Below are 24,768 nucleotides of genomic sequence, written 5' to 3'. Positions count from 1 at the left end.
GGAGCACGGCGGAGGCGTTCTCCGCTATCAATGAGCCCTCAGGTAGTCGGTGATGGTCAGGGTCCGGTTGCGCGAGCTACCCCAGGCATCGAAGTTCCTCAGACGCTTGATCAGCGGCAGGTTATCCCAGTTGCTCGTGCTGGCGAGTTCCACCATTGGCCAGGCGATGTCCTGCGGTTGCAGGCGGAGCTGCAGGCGTTCCTGCAGCGGATAGAAGAATCTGGCGAACGATTCGATGCCACCGCAGATGGCGTTGGACACGCCTTGCAGATCATCGCAGGCATCACGGCCGGCATCGCTGCGAATGCTCACCGGCGTGCCGGGCACCAGCCCGATGACGGAGTCATGCGGCGCGGAGAAGAACAACTCGACGGCAACGCGATTGGTGTAGAGGCGCGAAAGGACGTCCGGGGCAGTGTTCGTTCCGTCGAACAGGGCCCGCATGCTTTGCTGGCCATCGCGCCGACGACGCTCCGGTGTATCCGCCAGGCAGAAATAGTAGCCGTGGGTTTCCAGCGGCAGCAGCGGGTGCACGGCTTGCTCGAATGCTTCCTGGGTCGTGCCGCTCCAACCCACATCCACAAGTGCCACGCGTTGGCCTGCCTTCAGGCCGATCTGCTGCAGGTAACCGAACAGTGCCCGTCGATTCGTCTGGCAAACCTTGAGGATTTCCCATCGATAGGCATACAGGAAGCGGGTCAAGGTCTCCTGCAGTGCGGGGGAAATGATGGTTTCACTGCCCAGGCCGAGGTCGTTCATCACCTCTGCCGCCGGCGCGGTTACGCCAATGCGTTCGAGCAGTTCGCAGGGGGCGAGTCCATCGCTGCCGGACAGCAGGAAGGGCAGGTGGTGAGTGAAGTTCTGCTCGGTGATGGCGGCGAGGGTGAAGGCTATCCGCGAGCCATAGAAGTAATCGTTGCGTGGCAGCGCCAGCTCCGGGCGCAGCCGCGCAACGCGTTCGAGGGCGAATCCGTCACGCGACAGGAACAGAACGTGATCGATCCGGTCACGGCGTGCCTGCTCGCTGATCCACTGGAGGAAGCCGACGGTTGCCGGGCCACCATACAGGAAGCCCAGTTCTTCATAGCTGTCCGCGTCGATGGTCCGGCCCTGGGTGTGCAGCAGGCCATGGCCGATCGAAGTGCCTAGGGAAAGACCTTTCTCCCTGGGCTTGCTGCGCAGTGGTTGGTAGTGATAGGCCATCAGGCCCTTCTCCTGCGGTCGGGTCACGTCGCCCAACAGGCTGTCGCCAATGTGCAGGATGCGGTTGGCCGGGAGGTTGAAATGCCGTACGACGTGGTCGAACAGCTCGCCGCTGTCGCGTTTGGTGGCATTGCAGTCGGCCGAAATGAACAGCGGCACCGACTCCAGGCCGTAGGGGCGCAGGGCGTCGAGGAAGAAGTCCGCCGAGAAATACATGTCCGAGGTGATCGCGACGGCCTTGCCGGCAGCCACCAGGCGCTGGAACAGCGGGAACAGGTCCGGGTTGGGCTCGATCAGCTCCAGTTCCAGTTCGTATTCCGCGCGCATCATCGCCTGGGCCCGGTCGCCCTCGAAGCAGGCGTAAATGTCCTGCAAGGTGATTTCCTTGCGGCCTGCGGCGAGCATGTTGCGGAAGGCTCCTGCCTGGGCCGCCTGCCGGCGACTGCGGAAGTCCGGCATGGTGTGGCGTTGCGCCAGGATCTCGAAGGCGTCCTCGGGGTCGAGCAGTGGGCGCACGAAGAGGGTGTCGAAGAAATCGAAGGACACAGCCTCGGCCTGTTCCATCAGGCGTTCGAGTTCGCTCAGGTCATAGGACCGCGTGGCTTCTGCAGGGGAGGACGGCATCAGGTTGGCGTGCATCAGGCCGGCACCTCGAAGTTGAGCCCGCTGGGATGCAGATTCGGATTATGGAAGGGGTCGTACTGGAAATACTGCGGATGCTTCTGATAGAGCCGGGCCAGTTCGTTCTGCAGGCGCGCCAGCTTCGCCGGATCGATCTGGTCCAGACCACGGCTGACGGACTCGTGGTGGACCAGCGAGACGGCCTGGCAGACCACATTGAAGTAGCCGTGCTCGATGCCGCGGAAGCACAATTCGATATCGTTGTAGGCCACGGGGAACGACTCGTCGAAACCGCCGAGCGCGTCGAACTTGCTGCGTTCCATCATCAGGCAGGCGCCGGTGACCGCCATCCAGTTGTATTCGAGCAGGTTGCGCATGAAATAGGCTGGTGCCTCGCTGTCATGATGCAGGAAGGCATGCACGGGGCCATTGGCCAGGTTCAGCACCCCGGCGTGCTGTATGCCCTTGTTGCCGGGGTACAACAGCTTCGCACCAACGGCTGCGACATGTGGCAGCTGGGCATATCCACCCATGCGCTCGAGCCAGTCCGGACAGAGCACTTCTGTGTCGTCATTGAGGAACAGCAGGATGTCTCCCCGGGAGTGCCGAACGCCCAGGTTGTTCAGCTCGGAGAAATTGAAGGGAGCGTCGTGGCGGATGACCTGGGTGCCTTCCTGCTTCTTCTGGGTTTCCAGGTAGGCCAGTGTCTCGGGTTGCACCGAGCCATTGTCCAGAAGAATGATTTCGTGGTTGGCATAGGTCGTCTGGCTGCGGATCGAGTCCAGGCAGCGGCGCAGCACTTCGGAATTGTCGCGGCTGGGAATGATGATCGAGATCCGCGGCGTTCCCTGCAGGTGATAGTTGACCCGGAAGTAGCCGGGCACCTGGGTGACGGGCTCCACGTCGCCGGCCAGGCCGCGGCGGCGCAGCGCATCCAGGCGTACCTGGCGCGAGGCTTCGAGGACGTAGGGTTTGGCGGCGATGTCCGAGGCCACCGAGGCGGGGATGATCCGCCAGTGATAGAGCACCTTCGGGATGTGGCTGATCCGCCGGGTATGTTCGGCGACCCGCAGCACGAAGTCCCAGTCCTGGCAGCCATCGAACTGGCTGCGCAGCAACCCGGTCTTTTCCAGCAGGCTCTTGCGCACGCAGGAGGCGTGGCAGGTGAACATGGTGCTCATCATCGTGTCCGGCGACCAGTCCGGCTTGAAGTGCGGCTGGGTGTAGCTGCCATCCTCGGCCAGCTTGTCCTCGTCGCTGTAGATGAAGTCGGGTGCGTCGCGTTCGATGCACAGCGCCATTTCGTAGAGGCAGTCGGCGGTCAGCTCGTCGTCGTGGTCGAGGAACACGATGAAATCGCCGTCGGCCGCCTCGATGGCCACGTTGGTGGCACCGGAGATGCCCTGGTTCTTTTCCAGGCGCAGCACCTTGATGCGTGGGTCGTCGATGCTCGCGAGGGCAACCTGAATGTCCTCGGCGGGACTCTTGTCGTCCGCCAGGATCAATTGCCAGTGCGGATACCACTGATTGCGCACCGAAGCCAGCAGCTTGTCCAGCAGGTCCAGCGGGGTGTTGTATACCGGCACCACTATCGAGAAGTACGGGCGGCTGCTGATGGATTCGATGCGGGTTTCCAGATCATCCGGTCGAGCGGGGGGGATGTAGCAATAACCACCGGTCTTGGCCAGTTGGTAACGTCCTGCCGCATCCCTGCCCAGGATTGTGGGTACGACCTTCAGCAGGTTGGTAGCCGGCAGTGGCTGTTGCAGCTGCAGCTGCAGCCGGCGATGCTGGCGCGCACGCGCGACGACCCCGCACAGACCCTCCCGACGCAGCACCTGGAGGCCTCGCTCCAGCAACTTGCGCCAGCCGTGTTGGCGAGCCAGGTGTCGTGCCGCCCGCGCGGCGTTCAGTGCCCTGCGGGACAAGCGCCCGGCCAGGCGGAGCGGGCGGGTGAGGCGCCAACTGGTGGAATTGCGGATTTCGTTGATGCTTTGGTTCAGCGCGTGGGTCAGGTGGTCTTTCTCGACCAAGCGCTGTTGCAACGCTTCAGCATGCTGCCTGCTGTCGTGCAAAGCATTCTGCAACTCCTGGCTTTGCTGTTTACGCTCCTGGTTCGACTGCTGAATAAGTTGGCAGGCGCGTGCCTCGCTCAGCAATTCGATATCCAGCTGAACCCTAAGCTGTCCTTGTTCCGGTATCGCTGGCAATATTACTTGTGGATCGTTATCGCTGGCGCGAAGCAATGTACTGTTGTTCAGAACATCAGTTATGCCTATATGAGTGGCCTGCTGCGAATCAACAGAGTATCTCCACAGCTCCTGGCTTTGAGCATCATGCACTACCAGGTCATGGAGAATGAGCCAATGCGGTTGATCAATAGGATCGCAGCGGAGTCTGGATATTTGGCCGAGAGATCTGTTCAGTTCGAACTCTACTTCCTGTCGCCCGGCCTGGAGTTCCTTGTGCAAGGACTTCGCTTCGGAGAACTCCCCATTCTCGGTGAAGTAAAGAGTGGCATTTGCTCTTTTCTTCAATGGCGCTGGAGATAATGGAACGTCAGGCTGCCAGTTCATCAACTGACCTTTGTCGAGGCCTGTGATGGTTTGCTGGATATCTGCTTCCTGAGCAATGTAGCGTTCAAGATCAGCCGAGTTCACGGGGAGCTCCGCTGCGGCCATGACATGCTCTATGAAGGCCTTTCTGGATACCTCAGGGTCATCTTCTGGAGGATAGATGCTACCCGCCTGATGAAGCATGAGCAGCAGACCGCGGAATATGACGTAGCCAAGCTCGATATCGTGAGCAACGGACCACTCCTTGTCGAATAGCTGCATACCATCACTGGTACAAATGACGTTCTGCGGTATGGCATCGAAGAGTTCGCCGGGAAGTAGACTGCGGCTCGTCAGTGGCGACGAGTGATCGACAGATCCGAATGCTAGGGCGGCAAGCAGACGCGCATGGGCCTTGATCAATTCCGCGAGTTCGTTGATGCGCCAGCCCGGCGTGGTCAGGCATTTCAGGAAGGCCAGAGAGAGAACCTGGCCCTTGCTGTAGTCGGCGTTTGGCTGCAGGTTCAGGCTAACTGTGTCGGCGGCAGCTACTTCAGATGACAGTCGACGGCATATGACGTCGACTTTCCCCGGCACCGGTTCTTCGAAGCGCGTTTCTTTGCAGAATGGCCGTGCGCGTTCAGTGCTGTAGTGGTAGGCCAGAACCTGTTCTGGAACACTTGCTGTCGTGTCTCTTGAGGCAACCACGATGAATGAGTTGGCCAGGTCAAGAGAAAGCCTGTTCTCGAAAATGACAGGCCAGGCATTACCAAGTTTGAAATGGGTTTCACGGGGCAACTGCGGGTCGTTCTGGACACTTTGCCAGGCGAGTGCCGCAGCGTCGAAGTCCATCGAGCTGCAACCCTTCGCTGTCACGATCGATTTGGGAAGCTTGTAGTCGGGGAAGGCCGCGAGGAGTTCGACGCTGTTGAACCCGGACTTGCGAACCAGTGCTTCCAGCGCATGGCGGCCATAGGTTTGCGGTTGACCTTGCTGGTAGCGCCCTTCGATTCCGTACATCGCCTGCCCTAGATGGTCCTCCGGGGCTCCAGCGAAGTACTTCAGACCCAACTGGTTCTCGATGGCGATGAAGAGATGACCATCGGGCTTCAGCAGTTCCCTGACTCTTTCGAGCATATTCAGCGCCGGATGCTCGCCATCGCTGAACATGTTCGCGTATTCGAGAACACCGATCACCGTGATGGCGTCGAAGCGCTCATCGGTACGGAAATCGTCGAAGCGCTCCGTCAGAACGGTGACGTTCTCGAGGTCACGCGTACGGCTGGCGGCAATGGCGGCGCGGCGGGGGCTGCCCTCCAGGGACAGGATCTGGCCGCCGGACTCACCAAGGTAACGGCTGATGGCACCGCAACCTGCGCCTATCTCCAGAACCTTGCCTTGCAGCAGGTGCTCGAAGGGGCGGAGAACATTGGCGCGTTGGGAACTGAGGTGGTAGAGCGTTTGCCAGTCCTGGCACTGTCGGCGTAGTTCGCTGGACAGTACTGAAAGATCGGATGCCTCGCTAATGATGCGTCCCAGGCGATTTTCGGCGAAATCACCATCGCTATAGGCTATTCCCGAATATTCAGGGCGGGCCCAGTATCTCTGGGCTTCGACAAAAATGTAGCCTTGGCTTTCAAGTTGGAACATCAACGGTTACCTGATCAATTTCCATGGTGAGCCCCAGGTCCACCAGACCGGAAATAGTATCGGTCGGAGCTACCACCAGATGAATGGAGTCGTAGCGACGATCATGCGGCACTATGTCCTGTCCTTGGCGTGATGCCACGCCTAGCGATAGGAAGTAGTCTCCGCATGCCAGTCGATTCTCGAACTCAAGACGCGCAGTTACCACGCTGCCTTGTTGCCCGGAGGACTGGAAAGCGGCGCATTCAAGCAGATAGGAATTACTGCCGGACAACGTCACACCTTCTTTGGTCTTGACGTTGAAGCCCAGTATGGGGTTGACCACCAGTTGGTTGAAGCGGATTGCTACATCCAGCGTGATCCTGCTGCCGGAGGTGGCACTGTGAGAAAATTCCAGGCCATTGGCTCGCAGGTTGAAGTCCAGAATAGTTGCAGCTCCATCTCCCCAGCGATATTCGTTCGGATTGTAGTGCGCACGGGTTGAATAAAGATCCTCCTCCCGGCTGAGAAGAGATGCGCTCAATCGCTTGGAGGACGATGGGGTAGCGGGCTCGTTTACCTGTGTGTCCTCGCGCTTTTCTCGCCCGAACAACAAGTCCATGTAACGGTTCATCACCGGCCGTGGCTCGCCGATCATCCGTACCTGATGCGAGTCCAGGAGGATGGCGCGCGAGCAGTGGGTGACCACCTGCTCGCTGGAGTGGGTGACCAGCAGGATGCTGGTGCCGTTCTCCTTCAATTGGCGCAGGCGTTCGAAGCATTTCGCCTGGAAGCGCGCATCCCCGACCGCCAGGGCCTCGTCGACGATCATGATGTCCGGGTCGACTTGCGCCTGCACCGCAAAGGCCAGGCGCAGGGCCATGCCGCTGGAGTAGTTCTTCACCGGCTGGTCGATGAAGTCGCCGATGTCGGCGAAGGCCAGGATGCTGTCGAAACGCTCGTCCACTTCCTGGCGGCTCAGACCAAGGACCGAGGCGTTCAGGTAGACGTTCTCGCGCCCGCTGAATTCGGGGTTGAAGCCCGAGCCCAGCTCCAGCAGCGCGGCGATGCGGCCATGGGTTTCGACCTCGCCGCTGGTCGGCATCAGGGTGCCGCAAATGATCTGTAGCAGGGTCGACTTGCCGGAACCGTTACGGCCGACGATGCCCACGGTTTCGCCACGGGCAATTTCGAAGTCGATGTCCTTCAGCGCCCAGAATTCCCGGCCATAGTGGGGCGCGGGGCGGCCCAGCAGGCGGTACAGGCGTGGTATGAACGCCTGTTTCAGGCGGTCATGGGGCTTATCGTATGTCGTGAAGCACTTGCTGATACCGCGGACGCGGATCGCCACATCGTCAGAGGACATCCGCGAAACCTCGACGTGTCTTCTGGAACCAGGCATAGCCGAGCCAGGCGGTCAGGCTGGATGCCAGCATGTAGAGCGCCAGGCCTCGCCAGGCCGGCAGGCGGCCCCAGATCAGCACATCCCGGGCCTGCTCGATGATGAAGGTCAGCGGGTTGGCCATCATCAATGGGCGCAGGTTTTCCGGCAGCGCGGTGACCGGGAAGAACACCGGGGACAGGAACAGCATGATGGTGGTGAGGATTCCGATTGTCTGGCCCACGTCGCGCAGGTAGACGCCAAGGGAGGCGAGAAACCAGGCCAGGCCCAGGGTGAAGATCATCAGGGGCAGCAGGACCAGCGGCAGGAATACCGATGTCCACTGCAGGGTGCCGGTAATCAGCAGTTTGGCGCCCAGCAGTACGACGACGCTCACCAGGCTGTGGAAGAGCGCGGCGGCCAGGCTGACCACCGGCAGGATCTCCAGCGGGAAGACCACTTTCTTCACGTAGTTGACGTTGCCGAGGATCAGCGTCGGCGCCCGGTTCAGCACTTCGGCGAAGAGGCCGTGCACGATCATCCCCGCGAACAGGATGACGGCGAACTGGCCACGGCTTTCATCTTCGCTGCCACCCCATCGGGCCTTGAATACCACCGAGAACACGAAGGTATACACCGCCAGCATGAACAGCGGATTGAGGAAGGACCACAGCAGCCCCATGACCGAGCCCTTGTAGCGACCCACCACTTCGCGGCGGGTCATTTGCACGATCAACTGTCCATGGGCCCACAGGCTGCGCAGTAGAGACGGCAGGGAAACCGGAGCCGCTGCGTGGGGGTTCATGCGTAGCACTCGGCCTCGGAGAGTGCCTTGCCGACCTGATCCTTGGCCGAGAGCTGCGGGCTGACGCCGGCAAGACGCTCGAGCATCCAGTCCACGCCCACCTCGGCATCGTTCCAGGCCAGGCAGCGCTCATGCTGCGGTGCGTAGTAGTCGGTGGTCTTGTAGAGGAAGTCCGCCGAGTCCGACAGCACCACGAAGCCATGGGCGAAACCTTCCGGTACCCACAGCTGGTGCTTGTTCTCTGCGCTCAGCAGGGCGCCTACCCATTTGCCGAATGTCGGCGAGGAGCGGCGCATGTCCACGGCGACGTCGAAGACTTCGCCGTTGACCACGCGCACCAGTTTCCCCTGGGGATTCTGGAGCTGGTAGTGCAGGCCGCGCAGCACGCCCTTCGAGGAGCGCGAATGGTTGTCCTGGACGAACTTCACCGGGCGGCCGATGGCTTCCTCGAATTGCTGGTGGTTGAAGCTTTCGAAGAAGAAGCCGCGGTCGTCGCCGAAGACCTTGGGTTCGATCAGGACCACTTCCGGGATTGCAAGACGGGTAGCTTTCATCAGTAGACGGTCTCGACCAGCAGGCGTTTCAGGTATTGGCCATAGCCATTCTTGGCCAGCGGGGCGGCCAGGGCTTCGAGCTGCTCGGCGCTGATCCACTTCTGGCGGAAGGCGATCTCTTCCGGGCAGGCGACCTTCAGGCCCTGGCGGTTTTCCAGGGTGGCGATGAAGTGGCTGGCTTCCAGCAGCGAGTCGTGGGTGCCGGTGTCCAGCCAGGCGTAGCCGCGGCCCATGATTTCCACGGAAAGCTTGCCGGCTTCCAGGTAGGCCTTGTTGACATCGGTGATCTCCAGCTCGCCGCGGGCGGAGGGCTTGATGTTCTTGGCGATGTCGATCACCTGGTTGTCGTAGAAGTACAGGCCGGTCACCGCGTAGCTGGACTTCGGCTTGGCCGGCTTTTCCTCGAGGCTGATGGCCTTGCCGTCGGCATTGAACTCGACCACGCCGTAACGCTCCGGATCATGCACGTGGTAGGCGAACACGCTGGCGCCGGAGGTACGCTGCATGGCGCTGACCAGCAGTTCCTGGAAGTCGTGGCCGTGGTAGATGTTGTCGCCCAGCACCAGGGCGCAGAGGTCGTTGCCGATGAACTCCTCGCCGATCAGGAACGCCTGGGCCAGGCCGTCCGGGGACGGTTGCACGGCGTACTGCAGGTTCAGGCCCCACTGGCTGCCGTCGCCGAGCAGTTGCTCGAAGCGCGGGGTGTCCTGCGGGGTGGAGATGATCAGGATGTCGCGGATGCCCGCCAGCATCAGGGTGCTGAGCGGGTAGTAGATCATCGGCTTGTCGTAGACCGGCAGCAGCTGCTTGGAGATGGCCAGGGTCGCCGGATGCAGGCGGGTGCCGGAACCCCCGGCGAGGATGATGCCTTTGCGTTTCATATTGCTCCCTGGTCTACCAGTTCCCGGATCATGCGTTGGACATGGTACTCCCAGGTGGGCAGTACCAGGCCGAAGGTGCGTTGCAGCTTGTCGTTGGCCAGGCGCGAGTTGGCCGGGCGTTTCGCCGGCAGCGGATATTCGCTGGTGGCGATGGGGGCGATGCGTTCTGGCGTGGCGCGCAGGCCGGCGCCCAGGTGGATGGCTTCGCCGATGACGAATTGGGCATAGCGGTGCCAACTGGTCTCGCCGCTGGCCACCAGGTGATAGGTGCCCCTGGCGCGTTCGCGCAGGCCGGCATCATGGGCCAGGCGCTGCAGCGCCAGGGCGGTGACGTCGGCGATCAGTTCGGCGCTGGTCGGTGCGCCCACCTGATCGGCGATGACGCGCAGTTCGTCGCGCTCCTTGGCCAGGCGCAGCATGGTCTTGGCGAAGTTCGCCCCGCGCGCGGCATAGACCCAACTGGTGCGGAAGATCAGGTGGCGGCAGCCGCTCTCGCGAATGGCGAGCTCGCCTTCCAGCTTGGTCTGGCCATAGACGCCCAGGGGGCCGGTGGCGGCGTCTTCCTCGAAGGGCGTGTCGCCGCTGCCGTCGAAGACGTAGTCGGTGGAGTAGTGCACCAGCCAGGCATCGATTTCCCGAGCCGCCTGGGCCAGGGTCGCGACAGCCTCGGCATTGATCCGGCGGGCAGCGTCGACGTCGCCTTCGGCCTTGTCCACCGCGGTGTAGGCGCCGGCGTTGACGATCACCTCGGGACGTTCTTCGGCGACCAGCCGGGCCAGCCCCGCGAGGTCGCTCAGGTCGGCCCGTTGCCGGTCACAGATCACCAGTTGCGCCAGGGGCGCGAGGGCGCGCTGGAGTTCCCAGCCGACCTGGCCGTTGGCGCCGAGTAGAAGGATCTTGTTCATGCGTACTGCTTACCTACCCATTCACGGTATGCGCCGCTGGTGACGTTGTTCACCCAGGCCTGGTTGTCCAGGTACCAGCGCACGGTCTTGCGGATGCCGGTCTCGAAGGTTTCCGCCGGTTTCCAGCCCAGCTCGCGTTCGAGGCGGGTGGCGTCGATGGCGTAGCGGCGGTCGTGTCCGGGGCGATCTTTGACGAAGGTGATCTGCTCGCGGTAGCTCCGTCCGTCGGCCCGCGGCTGCTCCTGGTCGAGGATGTCGCACAGGGTATGGACCACGTCGATATTGGCTTTCTCGTTCCAGCCGCCGACGTTGTAGGTTTCGCCCAGCTGGCCGGCTTCCAGCACGCGGCGGATGGCTGCGCAATGATCCTTCACGTACAACCAGTCGCGGACCTGCTGGCCGTCGCCGTAGACCGGCAGCGGCTTGCCGGCCAGGGCGTTGTGGATGACCAGCGGGATCAGCTTCTCGGGGAAGTGATAGGGGCCGTAGTTGTTCGAGCAGTTGGTGGTCAGCACCGGCAGCCCGTAGGTGTGGTGGTAGGCGCGGACCAGGTGGTCGGACGCGGCCTTGGAGGCCGAGTAGGGGCTGTTCGGTTCGTACTTGTTGCTTTCGCGGAAGGCCGGGTCATTCGGACCCAGCGAGCCGTAGACCTCGTCGGTGGAGACGTGGAGGAAGCGGAAGGCGGCTTTGGGCTCGTCGCCAAGGCCATTCCAGTAGGCGCGCACCGCTTCCAGCAGGCGGAAGGTGCCGACGATATTGGTCTGGATGAAGTCTTCCGGGCCGTGGATGGAGCGGTCGACGTGGGATTCAGCGGCGAAGTTCAGTATGGCGCGGGGCTGGTGCTCGGCCAGCAGACGGGAGACCAGTTCGCCATCGCCGATGTCGCCGTGCACGAACACATGCCGCTCGTCGCCGCCCAGGCTGGCCAGGTTCTGGCGGTTGCCGGCGTAGGTCAGCTTGTCGAGGCTGATGACCTTTTCGTCATTGCCTGCCAGCCAGTCGAGAACGAAGTTGGCGCCGATGAAGCCGGCGCTGCCGGTGACGAGAATGGTCATTGCGTTAAATCCTATGGAGGATGGCGGCGGCGGTCAGCCCCAGAGTGCCTAGCGGAGACTGCCTGTGGACGCCGGATTTTCGAATCAGTTGCAGGCGCTTGGGAAGCGCCGACGCTCGAGCCTGCTCGAACAGCTGCAGGGTGAGCTGATGGTCAGGAGTGAGGTAGGGGCGGAAAACCGTCAAGGCGTGCAGATTGGCATCCATCCATTCACGGAAGGTGCCCTTGAACATCTTGCATACCCGCACTGCACGCTCCTGAAGGCTTGCGTTGGAACCGACAAGGTTTCGGCCATGCTGACGATAATCGACCGTCGGCCGTGGATCATAGGACACATGGCCACCACAGCCGGTCACCAGCAGGTAGGTCCACCAGTCGTGGGAAATGATGTGTTCGCCCTTCGGCGTCTGTCGCAACAACTCTCGGGTCGATGCATTGAACAGCATGGTGTTGCCACCCGCGATGCTTTGCACCAGGGCGTTTTCGAAAGTCGGTGGGCGCAGGAACAGGGGCGACAGCCCAATGGGCTTGCCACCGCTGTCGATAAGCTGCGTCCTGGAGCAGAAAAGCGCCGGGCGATCGGCGGGAAGGCCGCGCATCCAATCCAGCCCCATCGCGAGTCGCTCGGGGATCCAGAGGTCATCCTGGTCGCAGAAAGCGAAATAAGGGGCCTGGATTTCTTCCCGGGCCAGCAGGCTCAGGAAGTTCGCCGCGAACCCCTGGCGGGGGCCCTGCACAATGACGAGGCGGTCATCGCCAAGCTGCGCACGGTACTTCGCCAGGATGTCCAATGTCGCATCGCTGGAACCATCGTCGGAGGCATAGATCGTCCAGTCCTTGTGGGTCTGGGCGATCAGGGAGTCGAGCTGTTCGGCGAGAAAGCGTTCGCCGTTGTACGTCGACAGCAGGATGGCCACCCGCTCGGACGCGGAAGGCGAGCTCTGCCCCTTTGGGGGTGATGCAGAGGGCGAAGAAGTCAACACAGGGCCTCCGGCGAATCCATCCGGTTCTTGCGAATCCGCCATCCATGGGGTGCCGGCAGGTGTTGGACAGCTGCCGATCTGGGCGATCTGGTGGAAAAGGCGGCAATTATATGCATCGGACCTGGGGAGTAAACCCGTAAACACACTCTGGCTATTCTAGGCTGCTGGACGGCGGATGGACCTGAAAGGACCCGAAACTCAGCGGCATCTATAAGGCGTAATTAGATTCCACTCAAGGCAAAAAGTTTCTTCGCCGGTACAACCTCGGAGATAGAGCTTTTCCTTGCGGCAAGAACGACTTGGGCCCACCCGAAGGTGAGCCCAAGTCGTCTTGAGAAAGATGGTGCCGGCACCAGGAGTCGAACCCGGGACCTACTGATTACAAGGAAGCTGCTTTCTAGTTGCTGGACAAGCACTTAGCCGATTCCTTGTTACGTAAGGCATGCGCTGGCGGCCAGGCTCCATGGGGAGCCCGGCCGCGCTGTTACGCAGGGTGGTGGTGGGTCAGATTGCGGAGGGGTCGACCGTCGGTACGCTGAGGTCGTAGATGTCGAGCATGGACTCGTCGCGGTGGCCGCTGGCTTCCTGCTTGTCGGCGCGCGTGCCTGGTGTGTCGGTGATGCCGCGGCGTTTCAGGTCGTGCAGGCCGAAGCGCTGCTCGGGCAGGATGACGCCCGCCTCGATCGACCTGGTGATGAACCGTTGCCAGGCCGTGTCCAGACCCGACTTGCCCAGCGCGCCGCCGTGCTCGGCGGTGATGATGAAGCGCTGCTCGGGGTGGATCGGTATGGCTGTTCCGCGCGCCTGCCAAATCTCGCTCCGGCGCTTCTTGGCGGCTTCCCAGGCGGCGCGTAGGCGTGGCGTCCAGCGCACGATGTTGTCGCGGCTGCCCTTCCGACGATTGGTCAGCACGCCGGCCGGCGTCTCGTTGGCGTCGGTCAGGGTGACAACCTCGATGCCGCGCAGTCGGCAGAGATAGGCGATTTCCATCACGTAGCTGAGGTGGCGAGGGACGGCGCCGGCCTGGCCGCGCGTCAGCTGCCCCAGTGCGCGGGCTCGGTCGATGAGGCGTTGCATCACCGCCGGGGACGGCAGCCGTCGTAGCTTCCGCTCGGCGGGCGCCTCAATGCCCAGCGCCGGGTTGCTGTCCAGGTAGCCGCGGTTGCGCCCCCACTGCAACACAAGCCGGAGGTAGCGGAGGGCGTGAGCCGCCTTCGACGGGGTGCCCTGGTCGGCGATGCTGTCGACGATCCGTTGCACCAGAGCGGGGGAGAACTTCCGAACCGCCAGCTCGCCCAGGGGCTTCTTCAGCTTGGTGGGCATGCTGAGCAGCACGTCGCGCGAGTAGCAGTAGTCCTTCTGCGACTTGGGACTCAGCTTCTTGAACTTGATGCTGTCGTGATACTGCTGGCACAGGTAGTTGAGGCTTTCACGGTCGAAGCCTTCGCGCTCTTCCATGATACGGTGCAGTTCGGAGAGGGTGGCGGTGCTGGTGGCGATGTTCTGGCGGCGCTGCCGCCCGACCTCGTCGCGGTTCGACGTGTACCAGACACCGTTACCACGGTGATCATAGAAAACGGCCGCCGGGAGGGCGGCCTGATCGATGTGCGGGGGGATGTTCGGATTGTGCTTCCGCTTACGGGACCGCCTCATATGATCTCGCTGTCGTACTTCTCGGGGCTGGCCGGCGATACGCCGCCGGCCTGGTTGACCAGGTCGATGGTGGTCCAGGGGCCGTGCCGTCCCCAGAACCAGCGGATGCCCTGCTTGCGCAGGGCTTTCTCAACGCCGGATCGGCGCGTGTAACCGGTCAGCCGCTGCAGGTCTTCGAAGGTCAGGACGGTGCCCGGCGGCTGTTGGCTGATCATAACGTGGCCCCTCCCGTGAGGTGGACTAGAAGAACCTCGGGGTGCTTCTGGTCCTCGATGACGTCGTGACGGTCTGCCCTGGCCAGCATGGCCAGGGCGTTGCGCACGGCACGCCAGTCGCTCGGCGTGCTGCTGGTGTGGATGATGGGCCGCCCAGGCTTCGTCAGCCGCAGGTGGCCGCCGTTGGTCCGGCTGATCTTCCAGCCAAACCGGGCCGCGTATTCGAACAGGGGCAGCAGCCGCTTGCCTCCGCGGCGGGGTGAGTGGAAGACGTGGCTCATGCTGCTGGCTCCCTGAAGATGTCCAGTTGAGCCAGTCCCCGATAGGCAGGACGGTTCAGCCACAGGCACTCGACGCGATCACGTGCGCCATCGGCGTGGGCATTTCGCTCGACACAATGCCAGTCGGCGTAGAGTTCGTCGTAGAGCGGGCACGGGTATCCAGACAGCAGCACCATCCCTTCCAGTTGATGGAGGAATCCGGCCAGGTCTCGGTGCTGAGTGTCGCTCAGTTCATGCCGGTAGCTCTTCCCGGTGTCGTTGTGGCGCACCTTGGTGCTGCGCGTGGAGTGCACGTATGGCGGATCCACGTAGTGCAGAGTCGACGGCCGGTCATGGTGCGCCATGATGTCCATGGCGTCTCGATTCTCGATCACTACGCCCTGGAGCCGCTCGGTAATGGCCGGCAGGGCCTCAGAGTAGTTGCGCCAGTCGATAGCTGGCGAGGTGCCGCTGCGGCTGGAGGAAGCACGGAAGCCCGTGCGTTCGCCGCTAGCTGCCGCGCTCCCGAACCCCTGAAGTGACCGAACGACCGTGCGCCTGGCTCGCTCGAGTGGGTCCGTGGCGTTGCCATAGCTGGCCTCGAACTCCTCGCGCGCAAAAGGCGTCAGCGCCAGGACCTGGCGCAGTTCGCCACCATGATCCCGGGCCACGCGGAACAGGTTCACCATGTCGCCGTCGAGGTCGTTGTAGACCTCGGCGTAGGCGCGCTCCTTGCGGAGCAGTACCGAGCCACCACCTCCGAATGGCTCGATGTAGGTGTGATGGTCGGCCATGTGCCGGATGATCCACGGGGCAAGCATCCACTTCCCTCCGTGGTAGCGAACAATCGGGCGCTGTACGCTCAAGGCTGCACCTCCGGCTGAGCAACGCTCAGCGCCACGGCGACATTGCGCACCCAGATGGGGGTGTTGTTGAGCATGAAGGTCTCGCCCTGCTCGGCCAGCAGCAGGGTGGTTCCCATGACATCGGCAATGGCTTCCGCGGCGTGCGGCGGCACGGCGTTGCCGATGCGCTCGCTCCAGTCCTTGTCGCTTAGGCCGTCGAGCACCAGGTATTCCTCGGGCTCGACCAGGCTCTGCAGGGCGGCCTTTTCCAGCGTGGTGAAGGGGCGGTGCCAGGTGCCGTCGAGGCTGCGGATGATGCAGGTCAGGCGCTCATCTGCTGCAGGGATGCGCGGGTCAGCGACGCTGAATCGGCCGCTGTCATAGCGGGAGCTGGCCGCGATGGCGCCGGAGTGCTGGTCGAATCCGATCACCCCGTAGTGGCCGCCGGTCAAGTAGTTGTCGCCCTTGCCGCGGTGCAGGATGCGCGGGTCGGCCACTGACTGCTGGCCGCCCTGGACACCCTTGCCGCCGGCGATGATGGTTCCTGCGGTCTGGTCGTAGCGGATCACCCGATAGTTGCTGCTGTGGCGTTTCTCCCAGTTGGGGCGAGGATCAGCGACGCTGAAGGTGCCTTGGCCCGGCATGGTCTGCCCGGGGATCGTCGGCGAGGACTCGGCCCAGCGGATCACGCCGAACTGCTGGCCGTGGTTCCAGTTCGAAGCCTGGCGGTAGCGCGGATCGGCGACCGAGAACGCTCCATTGGTGGGGCCGGAGCGGCCGGCGATGGTGCCGGCGGTGTCGTCCCACCCATGCACGCCCATGTAGCCGGACCGGTACTCCGGCACGATCACCAGGTCGCGCAGGTGGCCGTCTTCAATCGCCAGTTCGTTGAGGCTGCGCCAGTCGCTGCCGGCGCGCACCAGGGCCAGGCGCACCCAGGTCCGCCACTGCAGCGACGGAACGCGGTGCATCGGGCCCGCGGCTTCGATGTCGCCGGGCAGCGGCATGCGACCGAGGATGTCGCCCACGGCGCGCAGGCTCTTCTTCTCTGGCTCGTACAGGAACGGCGGCACCTTCTCGACGTGGCGGGCGACCAGCAGGAAGCGCTTGCGCGACTGGGCCAGGCCGCCCAGCTCGCCGCAGTCGTGAGTGGTCTCGGCCACGGCGTAGCCGTAGTGGCTGAGCAGGCTGTTGATCTGGTCGAGCAGGTGGCGGCCGCGAGTTGCCAGACGCGGCACGTTCTCGAAGACGATCAGCGGCACCGGGTCATCGGCCCAGGCCTCGCCCATCAGCCAGATGCAGCGCAGAGTCAATTCGTTGAGTGCCTGGTATTTCGGGGTGAGGCTCAACTTCTCGGACAGCAGGCCGGAGGCCCCCTTGCAGGGGCTGGAGATGAACACCGCGTCCGGGCGCTTGCCCTGGGCGGCGCGGCGCACATCCTCGGGGGTGGCCTCACGCCAGCCAGGCGGCGGTTCCTTTCCGTGAAAGTCGATGTACTGGTCGCGGGTGAACAGATCGAGCAGGGTGCCAGGCACGCCGGCCAGGCGTGAGAAGTCAGCCAGGCCGGAAGGGTCGACGTCGATGCCGCCCAGGCATTCCCACTGAGCTTCGACGTTGCCCACGCGCGGGCGTGCCCTATTGAAGCCCTTGGCGCCGCCGCCCAGGCCGCAGCAGAAGTGGAAATGGTAGAGGGTGCGCTTGAGCATCATGCCGACACCTCCGAGCCATCGCTGAGTGCCGGGATTGTGTAGACGGTGAGGTACTCCAGCGCCTTGCCCTGGTTGCGGCGGATGCGGCGTAGCTGCTTGAGGGTGATATCCGTGCAATTCACGAGCAGTACAGTGGGGGCGTTGGCTTCACTGCCGGCGAAGTTCACCAGCCGGTGGAGCAAGCCCATGTACGTGAGGCGTCGAGCATCCAGTTCAAGTCGGTCGCGGAGGTTTCCATCCAGGCTGGTCTTAAGCTCCGCCAGCACTTCGTCGAGCGGACGGCTGACGTCGATCTGCTTAACGTGCATGGCGGCATCCTCCCTGGGCTTTCTTGGCGGCGAGGTTCTCCATGTAGGTGGCCCATTCGGTAGCCTTCTGCTGCTGGCGAATGCGGCTGCAGCGCTGGTGCTTGCGGGTCGAGCGGGCCTTGCCGCAGATGTCGCAGATGCTGGGTACGTCCAGGCGTTTGCTGGCCATCGGGGGGCGGATGCGGTCAGTCATTGGCCTTGCCCTCCACCTGGTCGCCGAGCAGCGCGCGAGTCAGGGCGTTGGGTTGGCCCGCGGGGGTGAGGTCATCCAAGCGGATGATGTCGGTGCGGCCATTGCCGTACCTGACGGTGGCGGTGAGCCCGCCCAGCTCGGCGATGCAGGCCTCGCGGATGCTGATGCGGAAGCCGCTACCTGCTCTGCGAATGACCGGGAAGCTGACGCGATCGCCGACCTTATAGTCAGGTGTGCTAGCCTTGGCGCCGCCGCCTTGGGGTTGATGTGCTTGCATGGTGTGTCTCCTTTCGGGGTGGTATGGCCCTGGTGAGTTGCCGCTCACCGGGGCCTTCTCTTTTATGCCGCGACGTATCCGCTGGCAGTCTTGTGCAGGGCGCCTATCTCGGCGGCCTGCTGCATCAGCTTGGTGGCCTTGTTGCTGCCGATCCGCAGTTCCTTCGCCACCTGCCGCACAGCTACCTTGGCGCCGCTCTCCGTTCCGGCGATGAGTTGCTGGAGCAGTTGCGGCAAGTCCTGATCTGTTGCCGTTTCCGGCTGTTCCTGGTGGCGTTCCTCGGGCTGTTTCTGGTGCTCGGTTACCGTTATCGGGCCGCGTTCCTCGACGGGCGCAGGGCGTAGGGCGGAGAGGATCAGGGCGGGCACCACTTCCAGCGCAGCGGCGAAGCCGACGCACAGCAGGGTGGCCAACTGCAGGGGAAGGCCTGCGGCCTTGGCCGGCTGGGCGATCAGGGCGGTGAGTTCCTGCGAGGCGAGGTCTCGGCGTACCTGGGCGCGGTCACGTTCAGCGTCGATGCGAGCGATGCCGGCGGTTTCCAGCTCCAGGGCGCGGCTGACCATTCCCCGTTCGCGCAGGGCGTTGGCTTCCTGGTGAATGGCGACAGCGTCGGCGTCGAGCTGCTGGATGCGGGCGGCGTCGGCGTTGCGTTGCTCCACTAGGTCGCCCCGGCGTTGTTCTTCGCGTGCCTGGTGCTCGGCGCGGCTGGTGACGATCGAGGTCATCAGGCGGTCGTAGCTGGCCCAGCCGGACACGCCGCCCAGCGCCATGGCGCACGCCATCATCAGCAGCGCGCACAGGGTTCGGTGCGCTGCCAGCAGGCCGAGGGCCAGCGGCCAGGCGATGTACTTGAACAGGTCCAGCACTACCGCCGCCGAGGCGAACAGGACGGCCAGCAGCGGGGTCTCGATCAGCGCGGCGATGGCCAGGGCCACCGAGGTGGCCGTCACGCCTGCCAGCGCGGCGACCATTGCCAGCAACGCCCAGCGATGGTGTGGTTGCACGTGGTGCATGGTGCGTCTCCTTTCGGGGTGGTATGGGCCGGGCGAGTTGCCGCTCGCCCGGGCCTTCTTACCTATGGGGTGAGGTCAGTTGGGCTCTTGTGCCCAAGCCCTTTTCAGGTCCGACCAGATGGCCTCGCCGTTCTCGACGTACTGATGCACCTCGATTTCGGGCCGTCGATCCAACCGCAGCAGTGCGAGGCAGTCCTCCCACAGCTGGGTGTCCAGGCCGCGCAGATCGGTGAGGGAGAAGGGGAACGCCTGGCCGTTGTAGAGGCTCAGCAGAAAACGGCCGACGATTCGGCTCTGCCCAGTACCCCGTTGAGCTACAGGCAGCAGGCGCTGCAGCGCTTCAATTCCAGCGGCGCGAATCGCTGGGCGCTCGGCTTCTTCTGCGGCCATACGGGCGAGGGCTTCCTGCCAAAGTTGCATTGCGTTCATCTGCGCCACCTCACACCGCCACGACCGGCGGCACGCCGGCGTTGAGCATCCCGCGGACGTTCGCCGCTAGCTCGGTGGGAGCCAGCGCGCGTTCCTGTTTCACCGGTTGCGGGAGCAGCTTGGCCGCTTCGGGGAACAGGTCTTCCACCTGGCGGGAGGTGCGACAGGCGAGCAGCACGCCCATGGCCGCACTGCGGAAGGTCTCAGCCCCTGCCATCACCTGCTGCAGCTCTTGGGCGCACAGCAGCGCCAGGGTCTCCTGTGCCGGGTCGGTGATGGTGTCCATGCCGTTCAGGCGAGGCAGGGAACCATTGGGGCTGGATAGCCTGATCGTCCAGTGCCGATCATGGTTGGCTCCCTTGTAGGAGAAGCGCGCCACCCCTTCGTAGGCTGGCGAGTTGATGATCTTCAGCACCAGAGCGTTGCGCTTGTCGTCCTTGAAGTCGTGATAGACCAAGTAGATCGGGCTACTGGTCGGCTCCCGATTCTCGCGCGGCTTCATGTAGTGAACGTCGGATTTGATGACAGCGGCCAGGGCGCCGGCGGCGATCAGTTCGCCCCAGTGTTTCTTATCCAGGCCGGGCAGCGCCTCGACCTTGGCCTGGTGCTTGGCCCAGAACTGTTCATTCAGCGCTGCCAGGTCGGCGGCGATGCGCGGGCCGTGCTTGGCTACCGCCTGGATGGTGAGCTGATCGGCGACCTGCTCGCGCATGGCCTGGGTGATGGAAAAGTGCTTCTGCATGGTGTGTCTCCTTTCAGGGTTTCCCCGGCGTTGCCGCGCCGGGGCGTGGGGGTTAGTAGTGGGTGGGGGCCGCCGTGGCCATGGGGACGTGGCTCCAGGCCATATCGATGATCAGGCAGTGAGCGTCGTGCTGGGCGTTGCGGTCATCGGCCATGGGGAAGAGGTCGGCCAGCAGATCGACCAGGACGCGGAGCTGGGCGTGGTTGCGGGCGGCGTTGGGAGAGAGGCGGTCATCGGTTTCGACCTGCAGGCTTTCGACGTAGGCACCAACGTGGCCGAGGCGGTACATCAACTGCTCGCGGTTCTTCTGCACCTTGGCCAGGAACTCGCTGAAGTCGCTGATATGCAGGTCGTACAGGGCCTGGATGGCCTGGTTTTTGTCTGCGGTGCGCGGCGTCCGCTGGAGGTGGATGTTGACGATGCGGCTGTTGATGGTTTCGAGCTCGCTCCCGACGAAGGCAAGGGCACCCTGGAACCGAACCCCTGCGGCGGCAGGGTTACTGCCTCGCTGCGCGATGGTGCCGCCGAAGTAGCAATCGCTCAGGGCTTTCCAGTCGTAGCCGTCATGGCCGAAGCCATCTTCCTCCAGCACGACAGGGCGGTTGATTGCGCGGGCCAGGATGGCCAGCAGCGCACCCATGCTGCAGGTGCTCAGGTTGCGATTCTCCGCATCGCTGGAGCCGACGAGCTTCCACAGGTTGGCCACCAGGGTGGACTTCCCGACGCCGGCGTTGCCGGTGATGTTCAGGATGGGATAGGTGAACTGCAGCTCGCGGATGCGTTGCGCGTGGAATGCACCGGCCCACCAGGCCAGCGCTACCAGACCAGGGGCGCCAAAGGCGGTGAGGAACAGGTCAAGCCATTTCGGGGTTTGCTTCTGCATGGTGTGTCTCCTTTCGGGGTGGTGGTTGCCGGCGTTGCCGCGCCGGTCAGGCTTCGAAAATCCAGCACTTCACCGTGCTGGGCTTGGAAAACATGCTGTTGTTGTGGGCCTGGGCGGCGCGCACGGCGCTGTCGACGGCCTTGTAGCTGAGGAACTTGTGCCGGCGGGACTCCTTCAGCAGGTCGCGCAGAATCGAGGCGTCGGCCACCTTCTGGCGGTGCTCGGCGGCCAGCTTCACGAACTCGTTGAGGTTGATGGCGATGGTTTCCGGGTTCTTGCTGTGGTTCAGCACCGGGCCGTCCTGGGTGTTCTCGAGGTACTCGTAGACCTCCCAGAATTCCGCCACCTCCGGCGCGTCGGCGTTCACCGCGGCCTGGCGCTCCAGGGCCATGGTCATCAGCTGCTGCTGGGCGGCGCCGTGCTGCTCGTCGGTGAGCGGCACCACCAGGCGCAGGGCATCCACCAGGGCCATCAACATGGCGTGGTTCAGGATCAGGCGCTCGATGCGAATCTGCTTCAGCTTGCGCAGGCTGGCGGTGTGGACCTTCAGCCGCGCGCGGAAACACTCCAGCACCTGGTCTTCGGCGCGGACGGCCATCAGCAGGAAATGGCTGACCTCGAGCACGCCCAGGTGGTTGAGGTTGTCGGCCGCGGCCTGGCTCTCGCGGGTGATCTCCGGGCGCACGAAGTGCAGCTTCACGATACGGGTCATGATCGCTTCGGAGGCCTGCACCGTGGCGTTCTGGCTCATCACCAGGACGCCGCGGAAGGGCGGCTCGTAGGTCTCGTTGCCGGCGGTCTTCTGGCCGGTCACGCCCAGGGCGCGGCCGTTGAACAGCGGCTTGAACTCGTCCCAGTCGAAGGACTTGGCGGCGCCGCCGGCGCGGCTGTTGTCGCTGCGGTCGGCCTCGAGCATGACCATGGGCATGTTCGACAGCTGGGTCAGCCAGCGGCGCAGGCCCGCCTTGGTCATCTTCGACGGGTCCTGGCCCTCTTCATCCGGCCGGCCGAGCAACTTCCAGAGGAAGGTGATCAGCGTGGACTTGCCGGCGCCGGCCTCGCCGGTGGCCTCGAGGAACGGGAAGCTCTGGAACTCGGCGCGAATCTGCTCGGCGAACAGCGAGCCGAACCAGAAGGCCAGCGCGACCAGGCCCTTGGCGCCGAAGCATATCCACAGCCAGTCGAGCCACTGCGGGCGGTAGCCCTTGTCGTCCATGGCGATCTGCAGCTTGATGGAGCGCTGCAGGGTCTTCAGGCGCAGCTTCTGGAACTCGAAAAAGTCCTCGGCGTTGGCCTTCTCCAGCATGCCGCCACGCACCGCGACGTCGCCCAGGACGTAGCACTGGTGCTCCTTGCTGTAGCCCAGGAAGTCGATGGTGGCCACCGTCTTCAGGCCGGTCAGCTGGAGCTTCATGATCTGGTCCAGCTGGGCCCCGCTGCCGGTGAAGATGGCACCGGCAGCCACGCCCAGCAGGCGCTTCTTGAACTCGCTGGCCGCCGCCACCTGAGCGCTGGTGAAGGTGTTCTTCACGCTCTCGTCGTCGGGGCGGTCGATGCGGAAGTAGTACCAGCTCTCGTCGGTCACCTCGTTGCGCTGGAAGTACAGGGCCTGGGGGAAGCAGTTGGCGATTTCCACCACGCCGCCGGACTGCTGCAGGGCCTTGTCGCGCATTTCCTTCTGGTTGAGCAGCTGCTCGTCGTGGTCCTCGCTGCTCTCGAGGTTCTGCATGGCCTTGTTGAACTTCTCGATGTCCAGCTTGAACCAGTACAGGCGGTTGCCGAAACGGAAGTGGAATTCGCCGCGCTTGTGCCAGTCGTACATCAGCAGCGCCTTCTCGGCCGCGCTCTCGGCGATCAGCAGCGCCCCCTCGTGGCGGGCCGTCTTGATGTCCTTCTCGAACTGGTCGTGACGGGCGGCCTTGTCGTCGATGAACAGCCAGCGCTGGTGCAGGTCGTTCCAGTCGGTCTTGCGGTTGCCGCGCTGGGGTATCTGCGCCGCCTCGCACACGTAGCCCAGTTCGCGGGCCTGCTTCACCCAGCGACGGGTGTAGGCGTGGGCGCCGGGTTCGTTGTCCAGGGCCCAGATGAGTTTCGGCAGCTTGTCGCCGCGCTGGGCCTTCAGCTCGCGCAGCGACTGCTCGGGAAAGGCGTTGGAGCTCATGGCCGACACGGCGGCCAGGCCATGGTGCAGCAGCGCGATGGCGTCGAAGATGCCCTCGACGATCCACAACGTATCGACCTCGAGCAGGTCGACGCACGGCGGGCACCACCAGACGCCGCGCGGGCTATCCCCGGGCTTGAAGCGGGCCTTCTTCTTGCCGAAGCGGTGTGGCTGATCGATCAACCGTTCCCAGTAGCCCCCCTTGTCCAGGGGGAAGCGCACGGTCGCGCTGCCGATCTCGAGATCACGGTCCCAGTAGTGTTCCTGGGTGTACCACCCCTCGATCATCGCCAGGTCGAAGCCGCGGGCATGGCTCAGGTAGGCCTTGGCCGAGGCCGATGGCTCCTTGTCGGTAGCCGGCGCGCGCTTGCTCCAGTCGTCGAACAGATCGGGGTAGAGTTCCTTGACGTGCCAGCTCTCGCCGCACTTGCTCTCCCGGCCGCAGCGGACGAACCAGGGGTTGTCGGCCAGGCTGAACAGTTCCTTCTTCCCGCACGATGGGCATTCGCCCTTGCGCAGGTACTTGGTGCCGCTGACCGGCTTCAGGCCGAACTGCGCCTGCAGCTTGCGCAGCACCTCGTCGCGCAGCTCTACGTCCATGTCCCTCATGCCGCGACTCCCAGCTGGGCGCGCAGCGCGCGGATGGTGCGGACCAGGCCGACCATGTGCGGGTGGTCCTCGATGATGCGCTTGGCCCGGAAGCCCTGAGGGGTGTAGCGGTAGCGGTCGTCGAACCAGAACGCCGCCATGGCGGTTTCGTACTGGCTGACCAGCCAGGCCAGGTAGCTGGAGGCCTGTGTCGTGTCGATGTCGACGTTGATGGAAATCTGACCGCTCATGGCGGATACCTCGAATTCAGGGCGTAACTCGCCCAAACCCACGCAAGGCGGGGCTGGGCTCGGGGGATCAGGGGTGTTTCGGGCGTTCGTCGATCAGGCGGTCGGCATCGCCGAGGCCCCAGTCCCAGCCGATCCAGACGACCTCGAGCTGAGGGTTGGGCTGGGGAAACAGGTCGCTCCAGGCGCGCTGTACCAGGGACTGCGACAGGAAGACCGGCACCTCGAGGGCATTGGTCAGGTGGCTGACGCAGGCGTTGAACAGGTGGTCGTCGCCGGAGAGGTACTGGTCCTTGCGGCGCTCCAGGTAGGAGCGCGCGGCGGCCTGCATGAAGTCCCGGTAGTCGTTGACGTTGATCGGTTGCGGTCTCATGCCGTGGCCTCCATGGGCAGGGTGTCGAGCAGGTCGAGCTGGTCCGTCTTGAGGCGGTTGTCGCGCATGGCGCGCATGCGCTCCACGGAAGGCGCCACCGGCAGTTGGACGCGGGGGCGGTCGATGCCCGACGGGCTGATTTCGAAGTCCCAGGACAGCGAGCCGGAGAAGGAGGCGCTGCAGGGCAGGTAGGTGCATTGCGCGTACATCGCCTTGACGCTGGGGCTTTGCACCTCGCTGCTGCGGATGCGCATCGGGTGCCCGCAGGCCGGGCACAGGCACTTGTAGCCGCCGCTGCTCATC

General features: G+C 63.8%; 25 protein-coding genes. All 25 read right to left on the bottom strand.

Annotation, left to right across the window (positions count from 1 at the left end):
• Positions 1-27: 27 nt before the first annotated feature.
• Positions 28-1,842 carry an HAD family hydrolase gene (locus BM060_RS11695; RefSeq protein ID WP_083426762.1) on the bottom strand — a complete coding sequence of 605 codons (1,815 nt, stop codon included), beginning with the start codon at positions 1,840-1,842 and terminating at the stop codon, positions 28-30.
• Entirely contained in the window at positions 1,842-6,029 is a 4,188-nt protein-coding gene (locus BM060_RS11690; protein ID WP_074980297.1) for a glycosyltransferase, read from the bottom strand. Before BM060_RS11690 ends, BM060_RS11695 begins: the two co-directional genes overlap by 1 nt.
• Positions 6,016-7,371 (bottom strand): ABC transporter ATP-binding protein, encoded by a 1,356-nt coding sequence (locus BM060_RS11685; RefSeq protein ID WP_074980295.1) that lies wholly within the window; start codon positions 7,369-7,371, stop codon positions 6,016-6,018. Before BM060_RS11685 ends, BM060_RS11690 begins: the two co-directional genes overlap by 14 nt.
• On the bottom strand, positions 7,361-8,191 hold the full coding sequence (locus tag BM060_RS11680) for an ABC transporter permease (RefSeq protein ID WP_074980292.1): 831 nt from the start codon (positions 8,189-8,191) through the stop codon (positions 7,361-7,363). The genes BM060_RS11685 and BM060_RS11680 overlap by 11 nt, the downstream gene beginning before the upstream one ends.
• The gene (rfbC, locus tag BM060_RS11675; RefSeq protein WP_074980290.1) at positions 8,188-8,745 is read right to left on the bottom strand and encodes a dTDP-4-dehydrorhamnose 3,5-epimerase; all 558 of its coding nucleotides are present in this window, start codon (positions 8,743-8,745) and stop codon (positions 8,188-8,190) included. Before rfbC ends, BM060_RS11680 begins: the two co-directional genes overlap by 4 nt.
• Positions 8,745-9,626 carry a glucose-1-phosphate thymidylyltransferase RfbA gene (rfbA, locus tag BM060_RS11670; protein WP_074980288.1) on the bottom strand — a complete coding sequence of 294 codons (882 nt, stop codon included), beginning with the start codon at positions 9,624-9,626 and terminating at the stop codon, positions 8,745-8,747. The genes rfbC and rfbA overlap by 1 nt, the downstream gene beginning before the upstream one ends.
• Positions 9,623-10,531 (bottom strand): dTDP-4-dehydrorhamnose reductase, encoded by a 909-nt coding sequence (gene rfbD / locus BM060_RS11665; RefSeq protein WP_074980286.1) that lies wholly within the window; start codon positions 10,529-10,531, stop codon positions 9,623-9,625. The genes rfbA and rfbD overlap by 4 nt, the downstream gene beginning before the upstream one ends.
• On the bottom strand, positions 10,528-11,586 hold the full coding sequence (gene rfbB, locus BM060_RS11660) for a dTDP-glucose 4,6-dehydratase (protein ID WP_074980283.1): 1,059 nt from the start codon (positions 11,584-11,586) through the stop codon (positions 10,528-10,530). Before rfbB ends, rfbD begins: the two co-directional genes overlap by 4 nt.
• A 4-nt stretch (positions 11,587-11,590) precedes the next feature.
• The gene (locus BM060_RS11655; protein ID WP_245323047.1) at positions 11,591-12,502 is read right to left on the bottom strand and encodes a glycosyltransferase family 2 protein; all 912 of its coding nucleotides are present in this window, start codon (positions 12,500-12,502) and stop codon (positions 11,591-11,593) included.
• A 570-nt stretch (positions 12,503-13,072) separates the two neighbouring features.
• A complete protein-coding gene (locus BM060_RS11650) occupies positions 13,073-14,221 on the bottom strand; it encodes a site-specific integrase (RefSeq protein ID WP_074980278.1) in 1,149 nt (382 codons plus the stop codon).
• Entirely contained in the window at positions 14,218-14,436 is a 219-nt protein-coding gene (locus BM060_RS11645) for a DUF4224 domain-containing protein (protein WP_074980275.1), read from the bottom strand. The genes BM060_RS11650 and BM060_RS11645 overlap by 4 nt, the downstream gene beginning before the upstream one ends.
• Positions 14,433-14,717, bottom strand: a complete 285-nt coding sequence (locus BM060_RS11640) for a hypothetical protein (protein ID WP_074980272.1) — start codon at positions 14,715-14,717, stop codon at positions 14,433-14,435. Before BM060_RS11640 ends, BM060_RS11645 begins: the two co-directional genes overlap by 4 nt.
• Entirely contained in the window at positions 14,714-15,562 is an 849-nt protein-coding gene (locus tag BM060_RS11635) for a DNA adenine methylase (protein WP_074980270.1), read from the bottom strand. Before BM060_RS11635 ends, BM060_RS11640 begins: the two co-directional genes overlap by 4 nt.
• Complete coding sequence (locus BM060_RS11630; protein ID WP_074980364.1) at positions 15,559-17,247, bottom strand: DNA cytosine methyltransferase; 1,689 nt, start codon at positions 17,245-17,247, stop codon at positions 15,559-15,561. The genes BM060_RS11635 and BM060_RS11630 overlap by 4 nt, the downstream gene beginning before the upstream one ends.
• Positions 17,247-17,558, bottom strand: a complete 312-nt coding sequence (locus tag BM060_RS11625) for a hypothetical protein (RefSeq protein ID WP_074980268.1) — start codon at positions 17,556-17,558, stop codon at positions 17,247-17,249. The genes BM060_RS11630 and BM060_RS11625 overlap by 1 nt, the downstream gene beginning before the upstream one ends.
• On the bottom strand, positions 17,548-17,751 hold the full coding sequence (locus BM060_RS11620) for a hypothetical protein (protein ID WP_074980265.1): 204 nt from the start codon (positions 17,749-17,751) through the stop codon (positions 17,548-17,550). Before BM060_RS11620 ends, BM060_RS11625 begins: the two co-directional genes overlap by 11 nt.
• Positions 17,744-18,028, bottom strand: coding sequence for a hypothetical protein (locus BM060_RS11615; protein ID WP_074980262.1), 285 nt, complete (start codon positions 18,026-18,028; stop codon positions 17,744-17,746). Before BM060_RS11615 ends, BM060_RS11620 begins: the two co-directional genes overlap by 8 nt.
• Before the next feature lie 62 nt (positions 18,029-18,090).
• Positions 18,091-19,041 (bottom strand): hypothetical protein, encoded by a 951-nt coding sequence (locus BM060_RS11610; RefSeq protein ID WP_074980260.1) that lies wholly within the window; start codon positions 19,039-19,041, stop codon positions 18,091-18,093.
• 75 nt (positions 19,042-19,116) lie between these two features.
• Positions 19,117-19,470 (bottom strand): DUF7673 family protein, encoded by a 354-nt coding sequence (locus tag BM060_RS11605; protein ID WP_245323048.1) that lies wholly within the window; start codon positions 19,468-19,470, stop codon positions 19,117-19,119.
• A 10-nt stretch (positions 19,471-19,480) separates the two neighbouring features.
• The gene (locus tag BM060_RS11600) at positions 19,481-20,212 is read right to left on the bottom strand and encodes a hypothetical protein (RefSeq protein WP_074980257.1); all 732 of its coding nucleotides are present in this window, start codon (positions 20,210-20,212) and stop codon (positions 19,481-19,483) included.
• Between the two features lie 52 nt (positions 20,213-20,264).
• Complete coding sequence (locus tag BM060_RS11595) at positions 20,265-21,095, bottom strand: hypothetical protein (RefSeq protein ID WP_074980254.1); 831 nt, start codon at positions 21,093-21,095, stop codon at positions 20,265-20,267.
• A gap of 46 nt (positions 21,096-21,141) precedes the next feature.
• The gene (locus BM060_RS11590) at positions 21,142-23,865 is read right to left on the bottom strand and encodes a toprim domain-containing protein (protein ID WP_074980251.1); all 2,724 of its coding nucleotides are present in this window, start codon (positions 23,863-23,865) and stop codon (positions 21,142-21,144) included.
• Positions 23,862-24,095 (bottom strand): hypothetical protein, encoded by a 234-nt coding sequence (locus BM060_RS11585; RefSeq protein ID WP_074980237.1) that lies wholly within the window; start codon positions 24,093-24,095, stop codon positions 23,862-23,864. Before BM060_RS11585 ends, BM060_RS11590 begins: the two co-directional genes overlap by 4 nt.
• 67 nt (positions 24,096-24,162) lie before the next feature.
• Entirely contained in the window at positions 24,163-24,465 is a 303-nt protein-coding gene (locus tag BM060_RS11580) for a hypothetical protein (RefSeq protein ID WP_074980234.1), read from the bottom strand.
• Positions 24,462-24,767 carry an ogr/Delta-like zinc finger family protein gene (locus tag BM060_RS11575; RefSeq protein WP_074980232.1) on the bottom strand — a complete coding sequence of 102 codons (306 nt, stop codon included), beginning with the start codon at positions 24,765-24,767 and terminating at the stop codon, positions 24,462-24,464. The genes BM060_RS11580 and BM060_RS11575 overlap by 4 nt, the downstream gene beginning before the upstream one ends.
• Position 24,768 lies beyond the last annotated feature (1 nt).

This window comes from Pseudomonas citronellolis, from assembly GCF_900112375.1.
In the GTDB taxonomy this organism is placed as follows: Bacteria; Pseudomonadota; Gammaproteobacteria; order Pseudomonadales; family Pseudomonadaceae; genus Pseudomonas; species Pseudomonas citronellolis.
This window is presented reverse-complemented; position numbering and strand designations above follow the sequence as displayed.